The organism is Pseudomonas sp. Irchel s3h17 (genome assembly GCF_900187505.1).
Classification (GTDB): domain Bacteria; phylum Pseudomonadota; class Gammaproteobacteria; order Pseudomonadales; family Pseudomonadaceae; genus Aquipseudomonas.
Map to the genome: position 1 here is coordinate 23,942 of NZ_FYDL01000002.1, position 23,184 is coordinate 47,125.

At 60.9% G+C, this 23,184-nt stretch carries 23 protein-coding genes; 10 read left to right on the plus strand and 13 right to left on the minus strand.

The features are described from left to right. The first annotated feature begins 50 nt into the window (after positions 1-50). Entirely contained in the window at positions 51-1,664 is a 1,614-nt protein-coding gene (locus CKW25_RS02175) for an NAD(P)/FAD-dependent oxidoreductase (RefSeq protein WP_095077398.1), read from the plus strand. Between the two features lie 134 nt (positions 1,665-1,798). Here the strand turns inward: CKW25_RS02175 and CKW25_RS02180 are convergent, their stop codons facing one another. Beyond that, a complete protein-coding gene (locus CKW25_RS02180) occupies positions 1,799-2,893 on the minus strand; it encodes a PLP-dependent cysteine synthase family protein (RefSeq protein ID WP_095077399.1) in 1,095 nt (364 codons plus the stop codon). Positions 2,894-3,166: 273 nt separating this feature from the next. Here CKW25_RS02180 and nhaA point away from each other — a divergent pair, with 273 nt between their 5' ends. Further along, entirely contained in the window at positions 3,167-4,354 is a 1,188-nt protein-coding gene (gene nhaA, locus CKW25_RS02185) for a Na+/H+ antiporter NhaA (protein WP_095077400.1), read from the plus strand. Positions 4,355-4,434: 80 nt separating this feature from the next. Here the strand turns inward: nhaA and CKW25_RS02190 are convergent, their stop codons facing one another. Continuing rightward, entirely contained in the window at positions 4,435-4,899 is a 465-nt protein-coding gene (locus CKW25_RS02190; protein ID WP_095077401.1) for a glycine zipper 2TM domain-containing protein, read from the minus strand. A 169-nt stretch (positions 4,900-5,068) separates the two neighbouring features. Between CKW25_RS02190 and CKW25_RS02195 the strand changes: the two genes are divergently transcribed. After that, positions 5,069-5,305 (plus strand): hypothetical protein, encoded by a 237-nt coding sequence (locus tag CKW25_RS02195; RefSeq protein WP_095077402.1) that lies wholly within the window; start codon positions 5,069-5,071, stop codon positions 5,303-5,305. A gap of 5 nt (positions 5,306-5,310) precedes the next feature. Here the strand turns inward: CKW25_RS02195 and pdxH are convergent, their stop codons facing one another. The 5 genes from pdxH to dinG all read right to left on the minus strand — a co-directional run bounded on the left by pdxH (position 5,311) and on the right by dinG (position 13,203). Beyond that, on the minus strand, positions 5,311-5,958 hold the full coding sequence (gene pdxH, locus CKW25_RS02200; protein WP_095077913.1) for a pyridoxamine 5'-phosphate oxidase: 648 nt from the start codon (positions 5,956-5,958) through the stop codon (positions 5,311-5,313). A 40-nt stretch (positions 5,959-5,998) separates the two neighbouring features. Then, a complete protein-coding gene (locus tag CKW25_RS02205) occupies positions 5,999-7,207 on the minus strand; it encodes an OmpA family protein (protein ID WP_095077403.1) in 1,209 nt (402 codons plus the stop codon). 121 nt (positions 7,208-7,328) lie between these two features. After that, the gene (locus CKW25_RS02210; protein WP_095077404.1) at positions 7,329-8,474 is read right to left on the minus strand and encodes a serine hydrolase domain-containing protein; all 1,146 of its coding nucleotides are present in this window, start codon (positions 8,472-8,474) and stop codon (positions 7,329-7,331) included. Positions 8,475-8,591: 117 nt separating this feature from the next. Further along, complete coding sequence (locus tag CKW25_RS02215; RefSeq protein ID WP_095077405.1) at positions 8,592-10,976, minus strand: beta-agarase; 2,385 nt, start codon at positions 10,974-10,976, stop codon at positions 8,592-8,594. A gap of 82 nt (positions 10,977-11,058) precedes the next feature. Then, complete coding sequence (gene dinG, locus CKW25_RS02220) at positions 11,059-13,203, minus strand: ATP-dependent DNA helicase DinG (RefSeq protein ID WP_095077406.1); 2,145 nt, start codon at positions 13,201-13,203, stop codon at positions 11,059-11,061. Positions 13,204-13,302: 99 nt separating this feature from the next. On the opposite strand from dinG, the gene CKW25_RS02225 reads away from it, so the two are divergent. Continuing rightward, on the plus strand, positions 13,303-13,767 hold the full coding sequence (locus CKW25_RS02225) for a CopD family protein (RefSeq protein WP_095077407.1): 465 nt from the start codon (positions 13,303-13,305) through the stop codon (positions 13,765-13,767). On the opposite strand, the gene CKW25_RS26800 is transcribed toward CKW25_RS02225, so the two are convergent. The 5 genes from CKW25_RS26800 to CKW25_RS02250 all read right to left on the minus strand — a co-directional run bounded on the left by CKW25_RS26800 (position 13,764) and on the right by CKW25_RS02250 (position 16,955). Further along, positions 13,764-13,991, minus strand: a complete 228-nt coding sequence (locus CKW25_RS26800; protein ID WP_177409876.1) for a hypothetical protein — start codon at positions 13,989-13,991, stop codon at positions 13,764-13,766. The genes CKW25_RS02225 and CKW25_RS26800 overlap by 4 nt on opposite strands. Before the next feature lie 295 nt (positions 13,992-14,286). Further along, positions 14,287-15,045 (minus strand): hypothetical protein, encoded by a 759-nt coding sequence (locus CKW25_RS02235; RefSeq protein WP_095077408.1) that lies wholly within the window; start codon positions 15,043-15,045, stop codon positions 14,287-14,289. Then, positions 15,038-15,316 carry a DUF1145 domain-containing protein gene (locus CKW25_RS02240; RefSeq protein WP_095077409.1) on the minus strand — a complete coding sequence of 93 codons (279 nt, stop codon included), beginning with the start codon at positions 15,314-15,316 and terminating at the stop codon, positions 15,038-15,040. Before CKW25_RS02240 ends, CKW25_RS02235 begins: the two co-directional genes overlap by 8 nt. Positions 15,317-15,455: 139 nt before the next feature. Then, positions 15,456-16,175: an OmpA family protein gene (locus CKW25_RS02245; RefSeq protein ID WP_095077410.1), complete on the minus strand. Its 720-nt coding sequence runs from the start codon at positions 16,173-16,175 to the stop codon at positions 15,456-15,458. Between the two features lie 90 nt (positions 16,176-16,265). After that, a complete protein-coding gene (locus CKW25_RS02250; protein ID WP_095077411.1) occupies positions 16,266-16,955 on the minus strand; it encodes an OmpA family protein in 690 nt (229 codons plus the stop codon). 190 nt (positions 16,956-17,145) lie between these two features. Here CKW25_RS02250 and CKW25_RS02255 point away from each other — a divergent pair, with 190 nt between their 5' ends. Genes CKW25_RS02255 through CKW25_RS02270 form a run of 4 tightly spaced genes read left to right on the plus strand, consistent with a single transcriptional unit; the run spans position 17,146 to position 18,868 of the window. Further along, complete coding sequence (locus CKW25_RS02255; protein WP_095077412.1) at positions 17,146-17,643, plus strand: DUF6231 family protein; 498 nt, start codon at positions 17,146-17,148, stop codon at positions 17,641-17,643. Positions 17,644-17,647: 4 nt separating this feature from the next. Then, positions 17,648-18,121 carry a YchJ family protein gene (locus CKW25_RS02260; protein WP_095077413.1) on the plus strand — a complete coding sequence of 158 codons (474 nt, stop codon included), beginning with the start codon at positions 17,648-17,650 and terminating at the stop codon, positions 18,119-18,121. Between the two features lie 46 nt (positions 18,122-18,167). Beyond that, complete coding sequence (locus CKW25_RS02265; RefSeq protein ID WP_095077414.1) at positions 18,168-18,653, plus strand: LEA type 2 family protein; 486 nt, start codon at positions 18,168-18,170, stop codon at positions 18,651-18,653. Between the two features lie 5 nt (positions 18,654-18,658). Continuing rightward, entirely contained in the window at positions 18,659-18,868 is a 210-nt protein-coding gene (locus tag CKW25_RS02270) for an SEC-C metal-binding domain-containing protein (protein ID WP_095077415.1), read from the plus strand. Between the two features lie 4 nt (positions 18,869-18,872). On the opposite strand, the gene CKW25_RS02275 is transcribed toward CKW25_RS02270, so the two are convergent. After that, the gene (locus CKW25_RS02275) at positions 18,873-19,457 is read right to left on the minus strand and encodes a cysteine hydrolase family protein (protein WP_095077416.1); all 585 of its coding nucleotides are present in this window, start codon (positions 19,455-19,457) and stop codon (positions 18,873-18,875) included. A gap of 208 nt (positions 19,458-19,665) precedes the next feature. On the opposite strand from CKW25_RS02275, the gene CKW25_RS02280 reads away from it, so the two are divergent. Both CKW25_RS02280 and CKW25_RS02285 read left to right on the plus strand, forming a co-directional pair. After that, the gene (locus tag CKW25_RS02280; protein WP_095077417.1) at positions 19,666-22,116 is read left to right on the plus strand and encodes a penicillin acylase family protein; all 2,451 of its coding nucleotides are present in this window, start codon (positions 19,666-19,668) and stop codon (positions 22,114-22,116) included. A gap of 244 nt (positions 22,117-22,360) precedes the next feature. After that, positions 22,361-23,143 (plus strand): transporter substrate-binding domain-containing protein, encoded by a 783-nt coding sequence (locus CKW25_RS02285; RefSeq protein ID WP_095077418.1) that lies wholly within the window; start codon positions 22,361-22,363, stop codon positions 23,141-23,143. Positions 23,144-23,184: the final 41 nt, after the last annotated feature.

Genomic DNA, 23,184 nt, shown 5'->3' on the forward strand with positions numbered 1-23,184 from the left:
GTTTGTGAAACGCCTTGGCGCATTGGTGCGCCCGCGAATTGGACCCTGTCATGTTACGAATCACCGAACTCAAGTTGCCGATCGACCATCCCGAAGAAGACCTGCGCCCTGCCATCGTGCAGCGCCTGGGCGTCGCCAGTGATGACCTGCTCGACTTCACCTTGTTCAAGCGCAGCTACGATGCGCGGAAAAAGTCCTCCGAACTGTGCTTCATCTACACCATCGACCTCAGCGTGCGCGACGAAGCGAAGGTGCTGCTCAAGTTTGCCGATGACCGTAACGTCAACACCGCGCCGGATGTCAGCTACAAGGTGGTCGGTCAGGCCCCTGAAGACCTGAACGAGCGGCCGGTGGTGGTCGGTTTCGGCCCGTGCGGGATTTTTGCCGGGCTGGTGCTGGCACAGATGGGCTTCAAGCCGATCATTCTCGAGCGTGGCACTGAAGTACGCCAGCGCACCAAGGATACCTGGGGCCTGTGGCGCAAAAACGTACTCAACCCCGAATCCAACGTGCAGTTCGGTGAAGGCGGCGCGGGGACGTTCTCCGACGGCAAGCTGTACAGCCAGATCAAGGACCCCAAGCACCACGGCCGTAAAGTCCTGCATGAATTCGTCAAGGCCGGCGCGCCGGAAGAAATCCTCTACGTCAGCAAGCCGCACATTGGTACGTTCCGCCTGACCGGTGTGGTCGAAAACATGCGCGAGCAGATTCGTGCACTGGGTGGCGAAGTACGCTTCCAGCAGAAGGTCACCGACGTCCTGATCGAAGACGGCCAATTGACCGGCATCGAGCTGGCCGGTGGCGAACAGATCCGCTCCCGGCACGTGGTCCTGGCCCTCGGCCACAGCGCCCGCGACACGTTCCGCATGCTCCACGGCCGTGGCGTGTTCATGGAAGCCAAACCGTTTTCGGTGGGGTTCCGTATCGAGCACCCACAATCGCTGATCGACAGCGCGCGCCTGGGCAAGTACGCCGGCCACCCGAAGCTCGGTGCCGCCGACTACAAACTGGTGTACCACGCCAGGAACGGTCGTTCTGTCTACAGTTTCTGCATGTGCCCGGGTGGTACGGTGGTGGCGGCAACGTCGGAACCGAACCGTGTGGTCACCAACGGCATGAGCCAGTATTCGCGTAACGAACGTAATGCGAACTCCGGGATCGTGGTGGGCATCACCCCGGAAGTGGATTATCCGGGCGGCCCGCTGGCCGGGATCGAATTGCAGGAGCGCCTGGAGTCCCACGCGTTTGTGCTCGGTGGCAGCAACTATGAAGCGCCAGCCCAACTGGTCGGCGATTTCATTGCGGGCAAACCATCGACGGCCCTGGGCAGTGTCGAACCGTCCTACAAGCCCGGCGTGGCGCTGGGTGACCTGGCACTGGCGTTGCCAGCCTTTGCCATCGAAGCCATTCGTGAAGCCCTGCCGGCGTTCGAGAAGCAGATTCGCGGCTACTCGCTGCACGACGCCGTACTGACCGGGATCGAAACCCGCACCTCGTCACCGCTGCGCATCACCCGCAACGAAACGATGCAGAGCCTGAACGTCAAAGGCCTGTTCCCGGCCGGTGAAGGCGCTGGTTACGCCGGCGGGATCCTGTCGGCGGGCGTGGACGGGATTCGCATCGCCGAAGCGGTGGCGCGGGATATTCTCGGAATCGAAGCCTGACACGCAGTCACTGAGACAAAGCAGAACCAGTGGGAGCGGGCTTGCCCGCGAAAGCGGTGGATCAATCAACACAGGTGTTGAATGTTCATCCGTCATCGCGGGCAAGCCCGCTCCCACATTTGATCTTGGGTGAGTCAGATATTGGCGCGTAACACGCTGGCCGGTAACGGCTCGCCACGCTCGACACTGGCCGCAACGGCCGCGATCAAACCGCTCAACTCGTACCCCTGCGCTTTCAACCAGTCCTGGTCGTAGTAAGTGGTGGCGTAGCGTTCACCGCTGTCACACAGGATCGCCACGATCGAACCACTCTCCCCTGCCGTCGTCATCTGCTGCGCCGCCATCAGGGCACCAATCAGGTTGGTCCCGCTGGAGCCGCCCACATGCCGCCCCAGGCGCTGCGCCAGGTAATGCATGGCCGCCAGCGACAAGGCATCCGGCACCTTGACCATCGCATCGATCACCTTCGGCATGAACGAGGCCTCCACCCGTGGCCGGCCAATACCCTCGATGCGCGAACCGCAATCCAGGCGCAAGCTCGCATCGCCGCTCTGGTAGTAATCGAAGAACACTGAACGCTCGGCATCGGCACACAACACGCGAGTGCTGTGCTGGCGATAACGCACATAACGCCCCAGGGTTGCCGTGGTGCCGCCCGTACCGGGGCTGGAAATCAGCCAGCTCGGCTCGGGATAACGCTCGAAGCGCATCTGCTGAAAGATCGACTCGGCAATGTTGTTGTTGGCTCGCCAGTCAGTGGCGCGCTCGGCATAGGTGAACTGGTCAATGAAATGCCCGTCATGCTCGCGCGCCAGACGCTCGGACTCGGCGTAGATCTGTGTCGGGTCCTGCACCAGATGGCTTTTTCCACCATAGAACTCGATCTGCGCAATTTTTTCCGGGGACGTCGTCGCCGGCATCACCGCAATAAAGGGCAGGCCCAGCAATCGCGCGAAGTAAGCCTCGGAAATCGCCGTCGAACCGCTGGACGCTTCAATCACCGGCGCGCCCGGCTTGAGCCAGCCATTACACAGCGCATACAGAAACAGCGAACGCGCCAGCCGATGCTTGAGGCTGCCCGTGGGGTGGCTGGACTCATCCTTGAAGTACAACTCGATGCCCGGCAGGCCTGGCAGCGGCAAGGGAATCAAATGCGTGTCGGCGCTGCGCTGGAAGTCGGCTTCGATGATCCGGATGGCTTCGCGGGCCCACTGTCGGTTGTCGCTCATGGTCTTTTTCTCATTGAATCGGTTGGCCGTAGGGAAACCTGGCGGTGACAACAGGCGCGGTCTGGCCTGGTCAAAAGGCTCAGCCTTCAAGCTTAGGAAAAAACCTGCATAACGCACAGGTACAGCTGGAGTTCAATACACCAGGCAACTGCTAGGCTCTGTCGGCGCACTGTTGTAACGGCATATAACAAAAAAGAATATAACTTTTGTTTTAACAACTAACCGTACGGGTTAGGGTGTTCCACCTTTTGAATCTATAGATGGAGAGCGACCTTGCCTCTGCGTAGCACTTTCACGCGTTTCTTTCAGTTGGAAGCTGCCAGCGGTCTGTTATTGATTGCCGCTGCAGTTCTTGCCTTGATCATCAACAACTCACCCCTGTCCTGGCTCTACAACGGCCTGCTGGAGACCCCCGTGGTCGCCCAGATCGGCGCCTTGAAAATCGCCAAGCCCCTGTTGTTATGGATCAACGACGGCCTGATGGCGCTGTTCTTCCTGCTGATTGGCCTTGAGGTCAAGCGCGAAGTCCTTGAAGGGCATTTGTCCAAGCCCTCGCAGATCGTACTGCCGGGAGCCGCCGCCATTGGTGGCATGCTCGTACCCGCACTGATCTACTGGTTCCTCAACAAGGACAATCCTCCCGCGCTCAATGGCTGGGCGATTCCAACCGCCACCGATATCGCCTTCGCCCTGGGCGTGCTCGCCCTGCTGGGCAAACGTGTACCGGTGTCGCTGAAGCTGTTCCTGATGACCCTGGCCATCATCGATGACCTGGGTGCAATCATCATCATTGCGATCTTCTACTCAGGCGCCCTCTCGACGCTGTCGTTGATGCTGGCCGCCGCCTGTATTGCCGCACTGGTGGCGATGAACCGCCTGGGGGTGGTCAAGCTGGGGCCGTACATGATCATCGGCCTGATCCTGTGGGTCTGCGTGCTCAAGAGTGGAGTCCACGCCACTCTGGCCGGCGTGACCCTGGCATTCTGCATACCGTTGCGCACCAAGAATGCCGAGCCGTCACCGCTGTTGGGCCTGGAGCACGCGCTGCACCCGTGGGTCGCCTATGGCATCCTGCCGCTGTTCGCATTCGCCAACGCCGGCCTACCGCTGGCGGGTGTCACGGTTGAAAGCTTCACCCACCATGTGCCAATGGGTATCGCCATTGGCTTGCTGCTGGGGAAAACCGTCGGCGTACTCGGTCTGTCCTGGCTGGCGGTGAAAACCGGCATCGCCGCCCTGCCAGCCGGTGCCAATTGGGGCCAGGTACTGGGTGTCGCGATTCTCTGCGGTATCGGCTTCACCATGAGCTTGTTCGTCGGCTCGCTGGCTTTCGTGCCCGGCAGCAGCGAATACGCCGGCATGGACCGCATGGGCATCCTGACCGGCTCGATCCTCGCCGCACTGATCGGTTACACGGTAACGGCCATGGCCAGTCGCAAGCGCCCGGCGATTTCCTCGTAAGCCGCTAGCGTTGCAAGCAACTGAAAACACAAAACCCCGACCAGTCACCTGATCGGGGTTTTGTTTTGAGCGCCTGGAACTCAGTGCGTTACGCGGCTGGTGCCGTCGACACTGGCAATACGTACGCGCTCGCCGACACGGAACACTTCGTTCGCCTGAACCTGCTGTACATAGGCGCGCATGCTGCCGTCGTCTTCACGCACGGTGATTTCCACGCCCTGGGTACGGGTCAGGCCTTCTTCGGTAGCCGAACCGATCAAGCCGCCAGCGACCGCGCCGATGATTCCGGCAACAATGCTGCCATTGCCCTGACCGATGGAGCTGGCGCCGACGCCACCGACGGCCGCACCGGCAATGCTGCCGATTGGGGTCTTGGTGCCTTCGATTTTCACTGGACGCAGGGCTTCGATGGTCCCCATGCGGATTGTCTGCACCCGACGTGCCTCGTCACGGGAATAGGAATCACCCGTCAGGCTGGACTGGCAGCCCGTGAGCAACATCGCCATCGTGGAAAAGGAAGCAACCAACAGAACAGACTTACGCATAGCATCAACTCCAAAGGATCAGTATTCATTAAACTCCGCAGCTTGACGCCTGTCACGACGCCGCCCGGATAAAAGTGGTTTCATTCAGGCCCAGTACAGCCGCACCCGAGAACGCCTCATACAGCAGCGGTCATTTTCAGAACCTGCGCCGCAACACCCAAGGACTTTCATGGACTACTTCATCATTGTCGTCACCACCGTTGCCGGCCTGTACTTCCACGGGTGGCTGTATGTACGGATCAAACGCTGGATGGACCGCGACCTGGCACTGGCGCTGGCGGGCAACGACGAACAGAAAAAAGTCTTCATGCTGCAGCAATTGGACAACGCCCGGCAGCAGAAGATCAAACGCAGGGACCTGCCAAAGTGGTTGGAGGCGGCCGCAGCCACCTACCCAGCCCGGTAGAGGATTCAGGGGGCCAGGCGCTCACGGCCCCAGCCGCCGTCTTGCAGTTGGTAGTCCAAACGGTCGTGCAGGCGGCTCGGACGGCCTTGCCAGAACTCGATGCGCTCTGGCAGCAAACGATAACCGCCCCAGTGCTCCGGACAATGCGGTTGAGTATCAGTGAAGCGCTGCTCGGTAACCTTGAGCAGCTCTTCCAGTTCGGCGCGATCCGCGATCACCTGGCTCTGGGGAGATGCCCAGGCACCCAGGCGGCTGCCCATTGGCCGCACCTGGTAATAAGCATCGGACTCCTGGGGCGTCACCTTCACCACGCGCCCTTCAATCCGTACCTGGCGCTCCAGGGTCGGCCAGAAGAAGGTCATGGCGGCAAACGGGTTGACCGCCAGTTGCTGACCCTTGGCACTGTCGTAGTTGGTGAAGAAGGTAAAACCCTGATCATCAAGCCCCTTGAGCAGCAGGATCCGGCAATGCGGGCGACCTTGCGCATCAACAGTGGCCAGGGTCATGGCGTTGGCCTCGACCGGAGGTTGTTCGGTCTTCACCGCCTCGGCAAACCACTGATGAAACAACGCGAACGGTTCGGTCGGGGCCTGAGCCTCGGTCAAACCATCGCGGGTGTAGTCGCGGCGCATATCCGCCAGAGCCCGGGTCATCGCATTTTCCTTGTGCTTGATCAATCAGTTCCTGGCCTGATTACTGGCCGCTGGCTTTCTTTGCCGTTGCATCAGCCGTCGACGTCACTGGCTTTTTCGCCGCAGCGGTGGTCTTGGCCGGCTGCTTCTTGGCGGGCGCGGCTTTTTTGGCCGGTGCCTTTTTCGTCGCAGCGGTTTTCTTCACGGGCGCGGCTTTCTTATCGCTCAACGCTGCTGTCGCAGGCTTCGCGCTCTGTACCGCAACCATTTCAGCGACGGGCGGGGTTGGCTGGCTGTACTTGCTCAGCAACGCCAACATGGTGGTGCGCTGGGTCAACACGATTTCCACACGACGGTTCAAGGCACGCCCCTGAACACTGTCATTGGCGGCACGCGGCATCAGGTCGCCCATGCCACGCAACATCAGGCGGTCACGCTTCAAGCCGCCAAGGCTGAAGATCGACGCCACGGAGGTCGCACGATCCTTGCTCAACGCTTGTGCCGATGAGGCGGCGCTTGAGGAGTCGCCATGGCCAAGGACCAGGACGGAGGTCTTGGTATCGCCTTCCACCAGCTTGGCAATCCGGGAGAACGGACCCAGCGTCGATGGCAGCAGCATGGTCGGCCGTTTCAGGTTGAAGGTTTCGTCTATCGGCACGATCACCACCAGCACGTTTTCGCGACGCTCTACCTGCAAACGCTTGTCCTGAATGGCACTGCGCAGGCGTGGCTCGTAGTCGTCCAGCCAGGCCTGGGTGATTTTCGGATCAGGCATCGGAACATCCTTGATGTCTGCCTTGGTCACCGCTTTTGGCTGGTCGTTGAACGGCCACCACCATTTGCTTTCGGAATCGGCCTTGGCCGCCGCTGCGGCGGACGTGCTGGCAGGGATTGGCGCCAGCACCTTGATTTCCGAGGCGGGTACCTTGTCGGCGGACGCCGAGGAGGCGAACGGCCACCAGCTGCTGCCCGTGTCCTGGGCCTTGGCGACCGGCATCGGGGTTGCTGCCGGAGCCGGCGCGGGCGCTGCAGCGCTTACGCCAGGCTTGGCCTTGCTGGCAGTGCTGGTTGCAGTGCTGGCAGGAGCCGGCGCACTGGCGGTCTTGGGATCGGCTTTGACGTCCTGCTTGGCAGTGTCTTTGCCCGCGACCTTGTCGGGACCGGAACCCAATGACCACCAGTGGCCACCGTCTGCGTCATTTTGTGGGGTCTGTGCACAACCAGTGATGCTGAGACACAGTGCCAAGGCTAGAGATTTGTTCGGTGACATGGGATATCCACAAAATGAGATAAATAGCTGTGGGTCGCTGCGACCCGTATACATCAGACGCTTTGAAACATGGAAAGTTACCCGGCATTTTTTATCGAAAAAGCACCTACGGCAACTCTATTTACAGGCATTCGGACAAAACCCGCACCAGCTTTTGCGCACGTGGATCCATCAAGACGTACGGCCCGAGGGTATTGGTGACAAAACCGAAGGCGACATCGTGTTCCGGGTCGGCAAATCCGACGGAGCCGCCCGCCCCCGGATGGCCGAACGCCCGAGGGCCAAGGCCGAAGGTGGCGTTGGCAACGTCCGGTTGATCGAGCATGCAACCCAGGCCAAAGCGGGTCCGGGTCAGTAACGTCTTGTCTTCACCCAGGCTGTGTTCGCGGGTCAGTTCCTGGAGCATGTCGCTTTCGAGCAAGCTACCATCGAGCAGACCGCTGTAGAACCCGGCCAGGCTACGCGCATTGCCGTGGCCATTGGCCGCCGGCTGCTGCATCCGGCGCCATTCCGGCTTGTTGGTACTGGTCATGATCGACGGTGGGTTGGTAAAGGCCCGCGTCGTCATCGCCATGGGCTCACGCATGGTCACTTGCAGCAAGCGCTGCGCGGCAGCATCCCCCACATTGCCTTTGCCGCGTGCGATGTGCGCCACGCGATGAAACTCTTCATCGGCCAGGCCGACGTGGAAATCCAGCGCCAATGGACGGGCAATACGCGCCACGATCGACTCGCCCGGCCCCCGGCCGTCGGCACGGCGCAGCAACTCCCCCACCAACCAGCCGTAGGTGATCGCGGCATAACCATGCCCCTCGCCCGGTGTCCACCAAGGCGCTTCGCCAGCCAGTGCATCGACCATGGTTTGCCAGTCGTACAGCGCTTCGGGTGCCAGCATCTCGCGCAGTGCCGGCAGGCCGGCCCGATGGCAGAGCAGCTGGCGCAAGGTGACTGACTCCTTACCCGCCGCGGCGAACTCGGGCCAGTACCGGGCAACCGGCGCATCGAGCTGCAACTTGCCTTCGGCAACCAGTTGCAGGGCCGTCACGGCGGTAAAGGTCTTGGTGCAGGAGAACAGGTTGGCGATGGTATCGCTGTGCCAGGCTTCGCTACCGTCCTTGTCCGCCGTACCGGCCCACAAGTCGACGACCGTTTCGCCGCCGATCTGAATGCACAATGCTGCGCCGCGTTCCTGAGGATCGTCGAAGAGGGCCGCAAACGCCTCACGTACCGCTTCGAATTTAAGCTCGTAATGACCCTGAATCTGCACCCGCCACTCCCCGGAAAAACATCTCGACACGAAGGCCCGCATTGTTCCAGCCCTTGAGGGTTTTGGGAACCCGTGCAGGCCGGGCGGTCAGTGCTGTGAAGCATGGGGTTTCAGTGTTCAGTGGCCATTTCCCGAATGCCCGCCGACGTGACTGCCCGAATCCGAGGTTTTCGCCTGGCGGTCGCCTTTCCCGCCCTCGTCGACCGGGCTGGTGCTTTGCGCTTTTTCCATCGCAACCCTGGCTTTTTCGGCGGTTTTACGCAACTGATCAACAGCCTGCAGGTTAGCCTTGCGCACACTGTCGACGAAGCCCTGGAACGGCAGATCAGTGATCCCGACCAGTCCGAAATGACCGTTCTCACCATCCAGCAGACGACCGGTCACCGGCTGGTCCAGGTACTGGAACCAGTGCACGCCGACAATCGATGGTTCGCTCACCGCTTGCTTGACGAAGTTGGCGTAGGCCGGACCACGATCCTCTTCCCTGGCCACCTCAGTGACACCCGCCCAGAACGGTCCGCGATCGCGCGAGCCGAAGTTGAACTCGGTGATCAGCACCGGCTTGTCCAACGCCTGGAGTTGGGCGAAGTCATAACCCTCCTGCGGCTTGACCGTGTACAGGTTGAAACTCAGCACGTCGCAATACTGGGCACAGGCCCCCACGGCCTCTGGTGTGCTGACAGCAAACCGCCCCCCCAGCAACAGATGGTTGGGGGCATGCCATTTCAGCGAATCGGAAATGGTCTTGAAGTAGGTATCGGCGAAGACTTTCTGGAAGTATTTGAAGTCGGCTTCGATTTCCGGGTACTCCGCACTTGGTAGCGGCGGCACGAACCCCGGATCCTCCATCAACTCCCATGCTGGCAGGTCGATGCCCCAGGCCTTGGAAAGCCCGGCCTGATTACGGTATTTGTCGCGTAATTGCTTGAGGAACGCCCGTTTGGCCGGTACATCGGTGGTCATTTTCAACGTACCGTAGGCCAGCGCATAACGGGCCTTCGGGTCATCGCCGGGACCTGCCCAGGCCAGCTCGTTGTCGGCAAAATAGCCGATCAACCACGGATCGTCGCGATGATCACGGGCGGCAATGGCCACGGCGCGCTCGGTGGCCATGGCGAAGCGCGGGTCGAACGGATCAGGCATGCCGCCCCACCAGTCGTTGCCGGTGCTGATGCTGGTGTAATCGCCAACGATCGACAGCGGCAAGGTGTAGGGCACGCGGTCGCTCAGGCCAAGCGCTGGAGCGCTCCAGTTCCCCAGGGTGTTGAAACCCCAGGCTTGCAGGCGGTCGAGGGTGTGCCCGGCCCAGCGCTTTTCATCGAAGGCAGAAGGCACGCAAGGCGCGGCACTGGCGTCGGCCGTGGCCTCATCGACTTTGGCAGCCGTTACAACGACGCACGGCTGGCCATAGGTACGCTGCAGGTTGGCGCCATAGAAGTCGTACCAACGGCCGGCATTGAACCCACGACCCTGGTCGGCACCGTTACCGCCACGGTTATCGCCTTCTCCGTAGTAACGGGCCAACGGTTCGTCGCTTGTCGGCAACGACTGGAACATCCCTTCACGCCCGGCGACGTAAGTCCGGGCGGCATCCGCGGTGACGGTGTTGACCCCCAGGGAATAGAACGGATGACCTTCCGGAGTCACCAGATACCAGCGACCATCACGCTTTTCCGTGCGGAAAAAGCCGCTGGCCTTGAAGGCCGGGCCCTTGCTCCAGCCGCCGAACGTGTCCAGGGACGCACGCCCGCGCTCTGCCAGCCAGCTGTTCAGTTGCTGCTGTTCTTTATTCGCCGCGGTCTTGAGCTGATCGTCAGTGGCCACTTTCTCCGGCCACTTTGCCCGGTTGGACTGGCCATAGCCATCGACCAACGAGCCATAGACAGCACTGGTCACCGCTTCGCCGTCCTGCACGCCAAAGCGCTCAAGCATGATGCTCTGGGCGACTTTCGGATGATCCATCGACAGCGTGACCGAGACCACCTGGCTGCGATCCAACTGCCCTTCGCTGCTGGCCAGCAATACCCGCTGGCCATCCACCATCATTGGCATGGGCGGCCCGGCTTTCATCCCCTGGCTCAGTGGCGAGCTGGGTGTCAGCGGTACCAGCAGTGTTTGCGCAGGTCCCGCCGGCAGGTCGACGCGGCTGACCAGGACCTTGCCGTCACTGCTCTGGATCTTCACGTAGAGCGTGATCGCCCAGTTCATCGCACTCTGCAGGCGCAGGCTCATGACCCCGGACTGCGACCAGTCCCAGACACCGGTTTGCGGTGTCAGGCGCAGGCTCGGTTGCGCCACCGGGTTGAACGTCACCCGACGCAGCACTTCACCCTCGGCTGTTTGCTCCGCATTGGATTGCGGCAGGCTGGCATCCTGCGTCGCCACCTGGACGACGTCGGCGGGCCGAACAAAGTTGAACAGCGTCTGTTGCCCGGCGGGTGCCGCGAGCAGCGGCGCGGCAAACATCAGGGCAAAAACAGCGGGTAACGTGCGGCGAATCATATGAACCAGGTTCTCCCTAGGGCCAGTGTGCAATCGGTGATAGGGGATAGACAACGCGGCGGGCGATTTCGCCCACCGTGAGTCAAGATATTTCGCGACGGAACGGCGGCAACGCGTTGAGGATCGCTTTGCCGTAGCGCTGCGTGACCAGGCGCCGGTCAAGCAGGGTGATGGTGCCGCGGTCTTCTTCGGTACGCAGCAAGCGACCGCAGGCCTGGACCAGTTTGAGCGAGGCGTCGGGCACCGAGATTTCCATGAACGGATTGCCGCCCCGGGCCTCGATCCATTCGGCCAGCGCGGCTTCAACCGGATCATCGGGTACCGAGAACGGAATCTTGGCGATCACCACGTGCTCGCAGTAGGCGCCCGGCAAGTCGACGCCTTCGGCGAAACTGGCCAGCCCGAACAACACACTGGAGTCCCCGCCATCGACTCGCGCCTTGTGCTTGTTCAAGGTTTCCTGTTTCGACAGGTTGCCCTGGATGAACACTTGCTTGCGCCAATCCCGATCCAGCCCGTCGAACACGTCCTGCATCTGTTTGCGCGAAGAAAACAGCACCAGGGTGCCGCGCGAACCTTCCACCAGTCCCGGCAGGTCACGAATGATCGCCGCCGTATGGGCGGGGGCGTCGCGAGGATCGGCCCGCAAGTCCGGCACCCGCAACACACCGGCGTCGGCATGCATGAAGGGGCTGGGCACCACGGCCGTCACGGCTTTCTTCGGCAAGCCGGCACGCATGCGGAAACGGTCGAACGTGCCGAGGGCCGTCAGGGTCGCCGAAGTGACCAGTGCGCCATAAGCCACATTCCACAGGTTGCGACGCAGCATTTCTGCGGCAAGGATCGGGCTGGCGTTGACCTCGATGTCGAACAGCGAACCGCTTTCGGCCAGGGTCAGCCAGCGCGCCATCGGCGGGTTGTCTTCCGGGTCTTCCGCGGTGAATGCCGTCCATAATTCCCAATTGCCCTGGGAGCGGGACAACAGGCTGCCAAACAGTGGGTACCACTCTTCCGCCTGGTTACTGGCGATGCCGATGTTGACCTCGCCATCCATGCCTTCTTTCAGCAAGTCCGTGAGCCGGGTAAAGAGGTCCGTCAGGCGCGAAAAGCCTTTCTTCAGCTCGATACCCATCTCGCGCATGTGCTCGGGAACCACTCCGCCCACGAAACGGTGACGTGGACGTTCCCGGCCTTCGACATCTTCGCCGGGCTTGAAGTCAGCCACTTGTTCGCAGGCGCTGAACATGAACTGCTGCTGGGTCTTGATCTCGCGCGCCAGCTCGGGCACCTGCTCGATGAACTTGCCCAGGTCGCCGGGCAACGGGTGCTGGGCCAGCAGTTTGGTGAGGTTCTTGGCGGTCTGTTCCAGCCAGTCCGCGGTGGAACGCAGGCGTGTGTAATGGGCGAAGTGGCCGATGGCCTTGTCAGGCAAGTGGTGACCTTCGTCGAACACATACAGCGTGTCACGGGGATCCGGCAGCACCGCCCCCCCGCCGAGCGCCAGGTCGGCCAGGACCATGTCGTGGTTGGTGACGATCACATCCACCTTGCCCATGCCTTCGCGGGCCTTGTAGAACGCGCACTGGCCGAAGTTGGGGCAATGCCGGTTGGTGCACTGGCTGTGATCGGTGGTCAGGCGCGCCCAGTCGGCATCTTCGAGGGCATTGGGCCAGCTGTCGCGATCGCCATCCCATTTATTGCCGGCGAGCTTCTCGATCATGCTGGTGAACAGCTTCTGACTGGCCTCATCGACCTCGATCTTGAAGCCTTCTTCTTCGAAAAGTTGCGCGGTGGCGGTTTGGGCGTGGCCTTCCTGCAACAGCATATCGAGCTTGGAAAGGCACATGTAGCGACCACGGCCCTTGGCCAGCGCAAAGCTGAAGTTCAGCCCGCTGTTGCGCATCAGGTCCGGCAGGTCCTTGTAGACGATCTGCTCTTGCAGGGCGACGGTCGCGGTGGCGATCACCAGGCGTTTACCAGCGGCCTTGGCAGTCGGGATCGCCGCCAGGCTGTAGGCCACGGTCTTGCCGGTACCGGTGCCGGCTTCCACCGCCACGACAGCGGGGTCACCACTGCGCCGGCCTTCGTCGTCGGTGTCGATGTCCCCCAGGACTTTCGCCACTTCGGCGATCATCAGGCGCTGGCCGTAACGCGGCTTCAGGCTCTTGGCTTCGAGAAAACGCGAGTAGGCGCCCTGGATCGTGGTTTTGAGTTCAGTGCTGATCATGGATTGTCGGGCGCAAAAAACGCTGGATAAATTTTCAGTGGTTCGGATCGGTCGCTATCATACCCCGCTAATGAATCCCGCGCAGAACGGAGTACCCCAATGACACCTTTCGCTATCATTTATACCTTCCATGTACTGGCTGCAACGATCTGGGTGGGCGGTATGTTTTTCGCCTGGATGGTCCTGCGCCCGGCGGCCGTAAAAACACTGGAAGGCCCGGCCCGATTGAAACTGTGGGTAGACGTGTTTCAACGCTTTTTTGTCTGGGTCTGGATCGCGGTGGCGATCCTGCCGGTCAGCGGAGTGGGGATGATTCACCTGCACTTCAGCGGTTTTGAAACCGCGCCACGGTATGTGCAGATCATGATGGGCCTGTACCTGGTGATGGCCGCCCTGTTCATCCGCATTCAAGCCTTGCAACTTCCACACTTGCGCGAAGCCGTGCTGGCCGAGGACTGGCCGACCGGCGCCGCGACCCTGGGCCGGATTCGCCGCCTGGTAGGGATCAATCTGCTGCTGGGACTACTACTGGTAGCCATCGCCGCCGCGCGGCCGATGTTTTAACAACTTCGCTGACAACCCACCACCACCACCACCACCACCACCACCACCACCACCACCACCACCACCACCACCACACACCACTCAACAGGCCGAGCGTTAGCTCGCCTGCCGCTCTTGATCTTGCTTTGGCTTTTGATCTTGATCCACCCGCCCCATCGGCAGGCCGAGCGCAGGCGTTCATCAGGGGAATGGCGCGCAGCGCCCCTCGACACAGTCGAGGACATCGCATGGAGGTCGAGCGAAGCCGACCGGAGGGCGATGCCCCCTGAGGAATGCCGGAGCCGAGGGAACCCCGAGCCTTGGCGAGGGGCCGGACGCTCGGGGCGAAGCGTTTTTTTGCTTACTTTTTTTAGGCGCTTGTAAAAAAAGTGAGTCGCCGTCGGGCGAAACCATAAGTCGCCGTAACCGCAGCAACGGATATGTACACCGCACCTGCAAGAGAATGGCCGGCTGCCAGGCCGCCTTCGCGAGCAAGCCCGCCCCCACAGAAAATCGCGGGCCATACCAATCAAAGCAGATTTACAGCCGCTGAACCGTCACCGAACCCGGCGCACCAGCCGGCCCAGGCTGCCCCGGCGCACCGGCTCGCCCACTCTTGCCGCCATCGGCGCGATAAACGAAGCACCCCTTGGCCTCGCCACCCGCCCCTGGCTTGCCACCCGCCCCCGCCACGCCACCGACGCCACCCTCGACCAGCACCTTGATCTGCTGCTCGGGATAATCACGGGGCAACTCCACGCGCACCAACGCGCCCGGCGCACCAGCACGACCATCGCCGCCGTTATCGCCATCGGCACCTTGCCCCGCCGCCCCCCAAGTACAACCTGGCTCCTGACCATTGGCGCCATCAAGCCCCACGTAACCCGGCGCACCCGCGCCACCACGGGCATCGATCGACAATTCGGGTGCATTGAGCGAAGCAATCCGCAGGTTCAGGTTGCGCCCCGCACGTGCAGCCTTGAGGTAAGTGCCAGGCGCACCGCGGGACGTGATCTGGCTGCCCGTGTCCAACTGCGCACGGCTGACCTTCAGTTGCAGGCTCTGTTCACCGGGGACAATGGCAATCCGCGCCTCGCGCCCCAGATGCAATTGGCCCACATTCAACTCAGTGACATTCGAAGGGATCAGCAACGTACCGTAATCCGCCACCTCCAGCCGCTCCAGTTGCAAGACACTGGTGGTAGTGGGCAGGCGTATCAGCGAATGGGTTTCGACCGTGACCACCTGGGCCATCGCCAGCGGACTGACCAACGCAGCCAGCAAACAGAACTTACGCATGGGAGGCCTCCATTGCATCAGACATTGCGATGGTCTGCACATGAAAGATGCCGACCACCAGGACCTGAAAACGATCACGCCACCGGTGAGGCCGGTTTTTCAGGTTGCGGTTGAACAGCACCAGCTCCAGAAGATGGGTCAGCAGCAACAGGCTACCCGCCAGATTGACCATCAAATGAATCGGATTGGTGAACGGCTGGATCAGATTGATCAGCACCACCAGCCAGAACATCAGGGTCAGCCACTTCCCCAGTCCCCAAAACACTTTCATACGCGCCCCTGTGGATCATTGTTCTTTGCGCGCACAGTAACGACTTCCACGAGGAGTACGCCAGAGGCCCGTGAAAATTCTTCTTGAACCCGCTGCCGGGCTACCGGCTCGACGAGAATCGCCGGTCCGACAGCGGTGATCAGTGCCCGATCACCAGTTCCACCCGACGGTTCTTCGCCCGCCCCTCTTCAGTGGCATTATCGGCCACTGGCTGGCTTTCCCCCACGCCCAGGCTGGTCACTTTGTCTGGCGCCAGGCCCTGGTCCAGCAGGAATGCGGCCACACTGCTGGCACGCATCTCGGAAAGCCCCTGGTTAAAAGCATCCGTCCCTTGGCTATCGGTGTGACCGACCACCTTGATACTCGCCACGTCGGCATTTTTCAGCTTGCCCATCAGCGCCATCAGTTGTTCGTTGGCAGCCGGTGTCAGCTCGGTCGAGCCGGAGGCGAACAGCACATTGCCTTGATCGCTGAGGGTGATGACTTCATCTTGAGGCGCCTCGACCGGCTTGACGCTGGCCGGGTACTGGGGAATCGGGCAACCCCTGTTGTCGACCGGGGTATTGGCGGGAGTGTCGGGGCAATGATCACGGCGATCGAACACGCCGTCTTCATCGTCATCGCCATCCTGTGCGTAACAAATCAAGCCACCGGTCAACAGACCGAGTGCCGCACCACCCCCTGCCCAGCCCGCACTTTCAATGGCCCCCAGACCGCCGCCCACCAGGCCGCCGATCAAGCTGCAGATCGGCCAGTTACCTTGATTGAGGGGGGCAGTGCCGTCGCTGTGTGTGGCGCAACCTGTCAACAGGCTGCCGAGCAGAAGAACCGGTATTGCGGCTCGCAGGCGAACACTCATGGTGATTGCTCCTGTGTGACCGGCCCATACCGGTCACACAGGAGTAAAGACCCGCCTCCGCGACTGCACAAGGCACGGAGGCGAGAGGGTCTAACGGTTGATTTTGATTTCGGTACGACGGTTCATCGAACGGCCGTCAGCGGTTGAGTTGTCGGCCACTGGCTGGCTTTCCCCGGCGCCGTTCACCGAAACGAAACTGGCCCGTGGTACGCCCTCTTCGATCAGGTACTCGACCACCGAACGCGCGCGTTTTTCCGAAAGTGACTGGTTATAGGCATCGCTGCCGACACTGTCGGTATGTCCGGTCACGCTCAACTGGGCGGAAGGTGCTTCCTGTTTCAGGCGGGTGGCGATGGTTTCAAGCTTGGCTTTGTCGGCTTCGGTCAGTTTGGCCGAGTCGAAGCTGAAATTCACATCACGGATAACGATGGTTTCTTCCTTGATCACCACGACCTCTTCAACCACGGGAGCCGGTGGAGGGCAACCATCCGCATCGACCTGCGTACCTTTCGGTGTCCCAGGGCACTTGTCACGACTGTCCAGCACACCATCGCCATCTTCGTCACCGTCGCCATGAACCCAGCAATAGGCGGCTGCCAGACTCCCCACGATCAGCGCGCCGCTGCCGGCCCAGGCCGCGCTCTCCGTCGCGCCGAGACCGGCACCCACAACGCCACCGACCAGACCACAGGTCGGCCAGTCTGTTTTCTGCAAACCTGCACAACCAGTCAACACACTGGTTAGCAGAACCAAGGGTAATGCTGTCCGAACTATGCTCATCGAGTTATCTCCTGAGGGATCGGCTTACGACCGATTCATGGAGTAAAGACCGGGGTTTTAATATCCGCCAGCACTAGGCCACCTCTGTTTCCCCCCGCAATCACTGGCTCTGCAAACCTGATGCGCAATCAGGCTCTAGGCCCGAGCGTTCCGGCAGGCTAGTCTCTGCAGTTCTGATTGAGGATCTTCGATGACTGCAGGCATTTCTTCGCGCACACCCCAGCAAGCCCTCGCCGCCCTGCTCGATCGCTATGCGCCGCAGCGACTGCTGCTGATCGGCGCCAGTGACTTCCCGGCACTGCAGGCGTTCCGGCAGGCACACCCCGAGACCCAGATCGCCCAGGCAGCACCGGGCGTACTACCTCCGGAGCTGGCAGCCCAACGTTTCGACCTGGCGCTGGCGCTCGATTGCCTTGAGCACCTGCCCAAGCGCGACGGCCTCAACCTGCTCGGCGGGATCCGCAACCTCAACGCCAGCCGCATCGCCGTGCTCGCGGACCTGAATGCCTGTGGCTGGCAGGAAACCGACTTCTATTCCCTGGCCCTGCAAGCCAGTGAACGCTTCCAGCGCAACGAACAGGTGTTGACCCTGTTCACCTACGATCTGCTTGACTACAAGCAAGTGCCCGACTGGCTCAACTCACGATTCTGGGCCAATCCGGAAAACTTCGGAAAATACTGGTGGTAACACAATGAGCACATCCATTTGTCCCTGCGGCAGCGGCACGCCGCTCGATGCCTGTTGCGGCCATTACCATGCCGGCCACCCCGCTCCCTGCGCCGAGGCCTTGATGCGCTCGCGCTACAGCGCCTATGTGCTGGGCCTGGTCGATTATCTGGTCGCCACCACCTTGCCGGCTCAACAGTCAGGCCTGGATCGCCAGTCGATCAGCGACTGGAGCGCGCAGAGCACCTGGCTGGGCCTGGAGGTAGAAAGCTCGGAAGTCTTCGGCGGCCAGCCGGAACACGCGTTTGTCACCTTCACCGCGCGCTGGCACGACAGCACCGGCGAACACAGTCACCGCGAACGCTCCTCCTTCGTGCAAAACACCAGCCGCTGGTACTTCATCGACCCGACCGTACCGCTCAGGATCGGGCGAAACGATGCCTGCCCTTGCGGCAGCGGACAGAAGTTCAAGAAGTGTTGCGCGGGGTTTTTCGCGTAACCACGGACGGACCTGAATATTCCAGTGTGTAGAAAGGAGCCACACCATGCTCGGCCAATGGCGCGCACTGCGGACACTCACCTTGCTGATGGCCCTGGGCCTCAGCGGCTGCGTCTCCTGGTTCACCGACGACGACCTTGAGCCCCAGGTGCATCTGCTCAAGGTCGAAGTGGTGAGGGCCAAACTGCTCGAACAGAAATTCATGCTGCATTTTCGTGTCGACAACCCCAATGACTCCAGCCTGACGGTTCGCGGGCTGGAATACCGCATTCACTTGAGCCAGTTCCTGCTCACCGAAGGTGAGTCCAGCGAATGGTTCAGGGTCGACCCCAACAGCAGTGCCTACTTCGAAGTGCCGATTCGCACCAACCTCTGGCAACACCTGCGCGAGGTGGTGAAATTGCTGAAAAAACCCGATCAACCCATCCCTTATCGCCTTGAAGGCGAACTGAAAACCGGATTATTCATCGGCAATGACGTGCACCTGTCGCGTTATGGCGAGATAATTCCCGGCGATTTTATTCCGGAGTAACCTCGATGACCCAGCAACCTCATGTCCATGGCCCTGACTGCAACCACGATCATGACCATCACGACCACCATGATCACGACCATGGCCATGTACACGGCCCCCATTGCGGCCACGCTCACCAGGAGCCGGTACGCAACGCGTTGAAAGACGTCGGCCGCAACGACCCTTGCCCATGTGGCAACGGCAAGAAGTTCAAGAAGTGCCACGGCGCTTGATGCATTAGTCTTCTGCTGGATCGCGGACATTGGGCCGCGATCCCAGAATCCCGGCCAGGGGAATAACCGTGGCGTACTCGCCATGCAGGTTGCCCAGCGACATGGCATGCACCTCCCGGGCCGAATGCGGGTTGCCGAAGAAGTCCGCTTTATCGAAGGTGTAGCAGGCATCTTCCACGACCCAGGTCGCAAACCCCAGATTACCGGCCGTCCGCGCCGTAGCCTCCACCGAGTTATGGGTTGCCACACCGACAATGACCAATTGCTCGACCTGCGCCTTGCGTAAATCATGCACAAGTGTCGTCCCGCAGAATGCATCCGGCACCTGCTTCTGGATCACCCACTCTCCCGCTCGCGGCTCAAAACGCTCCTGAAACTCGACCCCAGACTGCCCTGGCCAGAACACGGAGTCCGGTTCGCGGGACAGGTGTTGAACATGAATCACCGGTCGCGCCAATCGCCGCCACTCGGCCAGCAGGCGCGCCATGCAGTCTTCCGCTTGCGGGTTATTGCGTGGCCCGAGCCTGGGGTGATGAATGCCTTTTTGTTGATCGATCAGAATCAGCGTTGCGTTTGCCTGAAACTCCATGGCGAATGTTCCTTCATACCGGTCATAAGATTCTGCCTACTTGAGCATCACCTGTTCCGCCAGGCAAGCCTCGGATGGCGGGTCATCGACGGCAAATTCGCTGAATTATCGGACAAACCTTGAAATAAGATCGGCCCCCGCTTGCGCGGCTCTCGGCCGCTCACTAACGTAGCGCCTTTATTGGTACTACCCCTGCAGGAGCTTTGCCATGGCCTCGCCAGCCCTTACATCTTTTCTTCCCCGGTTCGGCGTTGCCGCAGCAGTAGCCAGTGTGCTCAGCCTCTCAGGGTGCCAGACCTGGAACGCCCAGGACACGCTGCCACCGACCTCCGGCGTGCAACCGCTCAAGGGGCTGGCTCAGAACGTCTCCGTACGACGTAATGCCATGGGCATGCCATTGATTGAAAGCAGCACCTTCCACGACGCGCTGTTCACCCTCGGTTACGTGCACGCCAGCGACCGCATCAACCAGATGGTCACCCTACGCTTGCTGGCCCAGGGGCGTTTGTCGGAAATGTCCGGGGCACAGATGCTGGACGCAGACCGCTACATGCGCGCGGTCAATCTCAAGAAAAACGCCGACGAACTCTATAAAGCCTCCTCTCCACGCCTCAAACGCTTCTTTGAAGTCTATGCACGCGGAGTCAACGCCTACCTGTTCCGGTATCGCGACAAACTGCCAGCGGACCTGGCGGCCACGGGCTACAAGCCGGAATACTGGAAAGCCGAGGATTCGGCGCTGATTTTCTGCCTGCTCAATTTCAGCCAGTCGGCCAACCTGCCGCAGGAAATAAACGCACTGGTCATGGCACAAAACGTCACGACCGACAAACTGGCGTGGCTCTCGCCGTCCTACCCGGACGAGCAGCTGCCGCAGGCCGAAACGGAAAAACTTCAGGGGGTGAAGCTCAATGGCGCGATCCCGGGCCTGGCCAACCTGGCGAAAGCCGGCGAGCAACTGTCCGGATTGAATCCACTGGGCGCCACCGCCTCGAACAACTGGGCCATTGCCCCACAACGCAGCCGCAGCGGCAAGAGCCTGCTGGCCAGCGACAGCCAGTTCCCGATTGGCGCGCCCTCGCTGTGGAGCCCTGTGCAGATCCGCGCGCCGAAGTACCAGGCCGCCGGGATCACCATTGCCGGTTTGCCGATGATCCTGTCCGGGTTCAATGGCAAGGTGGCCTGGAGCATGACGGCGGTCATGGGTGACAACCAGGACCTGTTCCTGGAAAAACTCAAGCGCCAGGGCACTGGCCTGGCCTACGAAGTCGCAGGCAAATGGCAACCGGTGATGGTTCGCAATGAAACCTACTTCGTCAAAGGTCAGCGGCCGATTCGCGAAGCCGTGTACGAAACCCGTCACGGCGCGCTGCTCAACAGCGCCCAAGGCAGCGCACTGGGCAATGGCCTGGGTGTGGCTTTGCAGATGCCTGAATTCAAGGATGACCGGAGTCTGGACGCGTTCTTCGACTTGTCCCGCGCGCAGAGTGTGGAAAAGGCCTCGGATGCCAGCCGTGAAATCCGCGCCATTGCCCTGAACATGCTGTTCGCCGACGCCAGCAACATTGGCTGGCAAGTCACCGGTCGCTTCCCGAACCGTCGCGAAGGCGAAGGCCTGCTGCCATCGCCCGGCTGGGAGGGGCGTTACGACTGGGACGGCTATGCCGACCCGATGCTCCACCCCTACGACCAGGATCCGGCCCAAGGCTGGCTCGGCACCGCGAACCAGCGGATCATCCCCCACGGTTATGGCATGCAGCTGTCCAACTCCTGGGCGGCACCCGAGCGCGGCGAGCGCATCGCCGAACTGGCGGGCGCCGGCAAGCACGACAGTCGCAGCATGATTGCCATGCAGTACGACCAGACCACCCTGTTCGCCGCCAAACTGAAAAAGATGTTTGAAGCCCCCGGCATGTCGCAGCCACTGAAACAGGCAATCTCGGCCCTGCCAGGCCTCGAAGCCGGCAAAGCGCGCGAGGCGTTCAGCCGCCTGATGGCATTCGATGGCAAGCTCAGCCCGACGTCGACCGACGCTGCGATCTACGAACTGTTCCTGCAGGAAAGCATGAAGCAGGTGTTCCTCGACGAACTGGGACCGGACTCCCGCCCGTCCTGGAAAGCGTTCGTTGCCAACGGCACCTTGTCCTACTCGGCCCAGGCCGACCATTTGCTCGGCCGTGAAGACAGCCCGTTCTGGGATGACACGCGCACAGCGCAAAAAGAAGACAAGCCCACGATACTCGCCCGTAGCCTGGCGGCGGCGATCACCGCTGGCGAGAGCCAGATGGGCGGCGATCGCAAAGCCTGGCAGTGGGGCAAGCTGCACCGCTACGAATGGAAAAACAGTCGCGGCCAGACGGTACGAGGGGCCATGGCGGCCGGTGGCGACCACACGACACTGAATACAGCAGCCTACACCTGGGGCCAGGACTTCAATGCCACGCGGGTGCCGGTCATGCGCTTGATTGTCGACTTCGGCCAGGCCGAACCGCTGATGGTTCAAAACGGCACCGGTCAATCCGGTAACCCGGCCAGCGCGAACTACCTCAACGGTATCGAGCCTTGGCTCAAGGGCCAGTATCAGGGCCTGCCGCTACAACCGCAGAACTTCGACAAGGTGTATGGCAAGACCCGATTAACCCTGATCCCCGGCAAATGACCGGATCGAGGCTGAGGGTGCCTGGAAACAGGCCCCCCTCATACAGATTGCCCAGTGTGGGTGCGGTAAACCCGTCACGCCCGTTTTTGGGGCGTGACGCCTGACCAGACGCTTCTTGAATCAACTTTTAAAACGCTTGTTCGGGACTCTGGTTCGGAAATTGCTACTTTCATAATGTCTTACGCTTTCCAGTAACAATACTTACGCGCCACAAGCGCTCATATTGCTTCCTAAGGATTGAATAATGAAAAAAGCATTGCTGACCCTTTCTGCACTGGCCTTGTGCATGGCTGCAGGCTCCGCGCTGGCCAAGGAATACAAGGAACTGCGTTTTGGTGTCGATCCTTCCTATGCGCCGTTCGAGTCCAAAGCTGCCGATGGCAACCTGGTGGGCTTCGATATCGATCTGGGCAATGCAATCTGCGCCGAACTGAAGGTCAAGTGCAAATGGGTCGAAAGTGATTTCGATGGCATGATTCCGGGCCTCAAGGCCAATAAATTCGACGGTGTGATCTCCTCGATGACCGTGACCCCGGCCCGTGAGAAAGCCATCGACTTCTCCAGCGAGTTGTTCTCCGGCCCAACCTCCTTCGTTTTCAAGAAAGGCTCAGGCCTGACGAACGCGACCGAATCCCTGAAGGGGAAAACCGTCGGTTACGAACAAGGCACCATTCAGGAAGCCTATGCCAAGGCCGTGCTGGACAAGGCCGGGGTGAAAACCCAGGCCTACGCCAACCAGGATCAGGTTTATGCAGACCTGACGTCCGGTCGCCTCGACGCGTCGATCCAGGACATGCTGCAAGCCGAACTGGGCTTCCTGAAGTCGCCACAAGGCGCTGACTTCGAAGTCAGCAAGCCTGTCGAAAGCGAGTTGTTGCCCTCCAAGACCGCGATCGGTATCTCGAAAGGTAACAAAGAGCTGAAGGCGCTTTTGGATAAAGGTATCAAAGCGTTACACGACGATGGCACCTACGCCACCATTCAAAAGAAACACTTCGGTGATCTGAATCTGTACAGCGGCAAATAATGCCCGGCGCCCATCTTCGTGATGGGCGCTTTTTCTACACC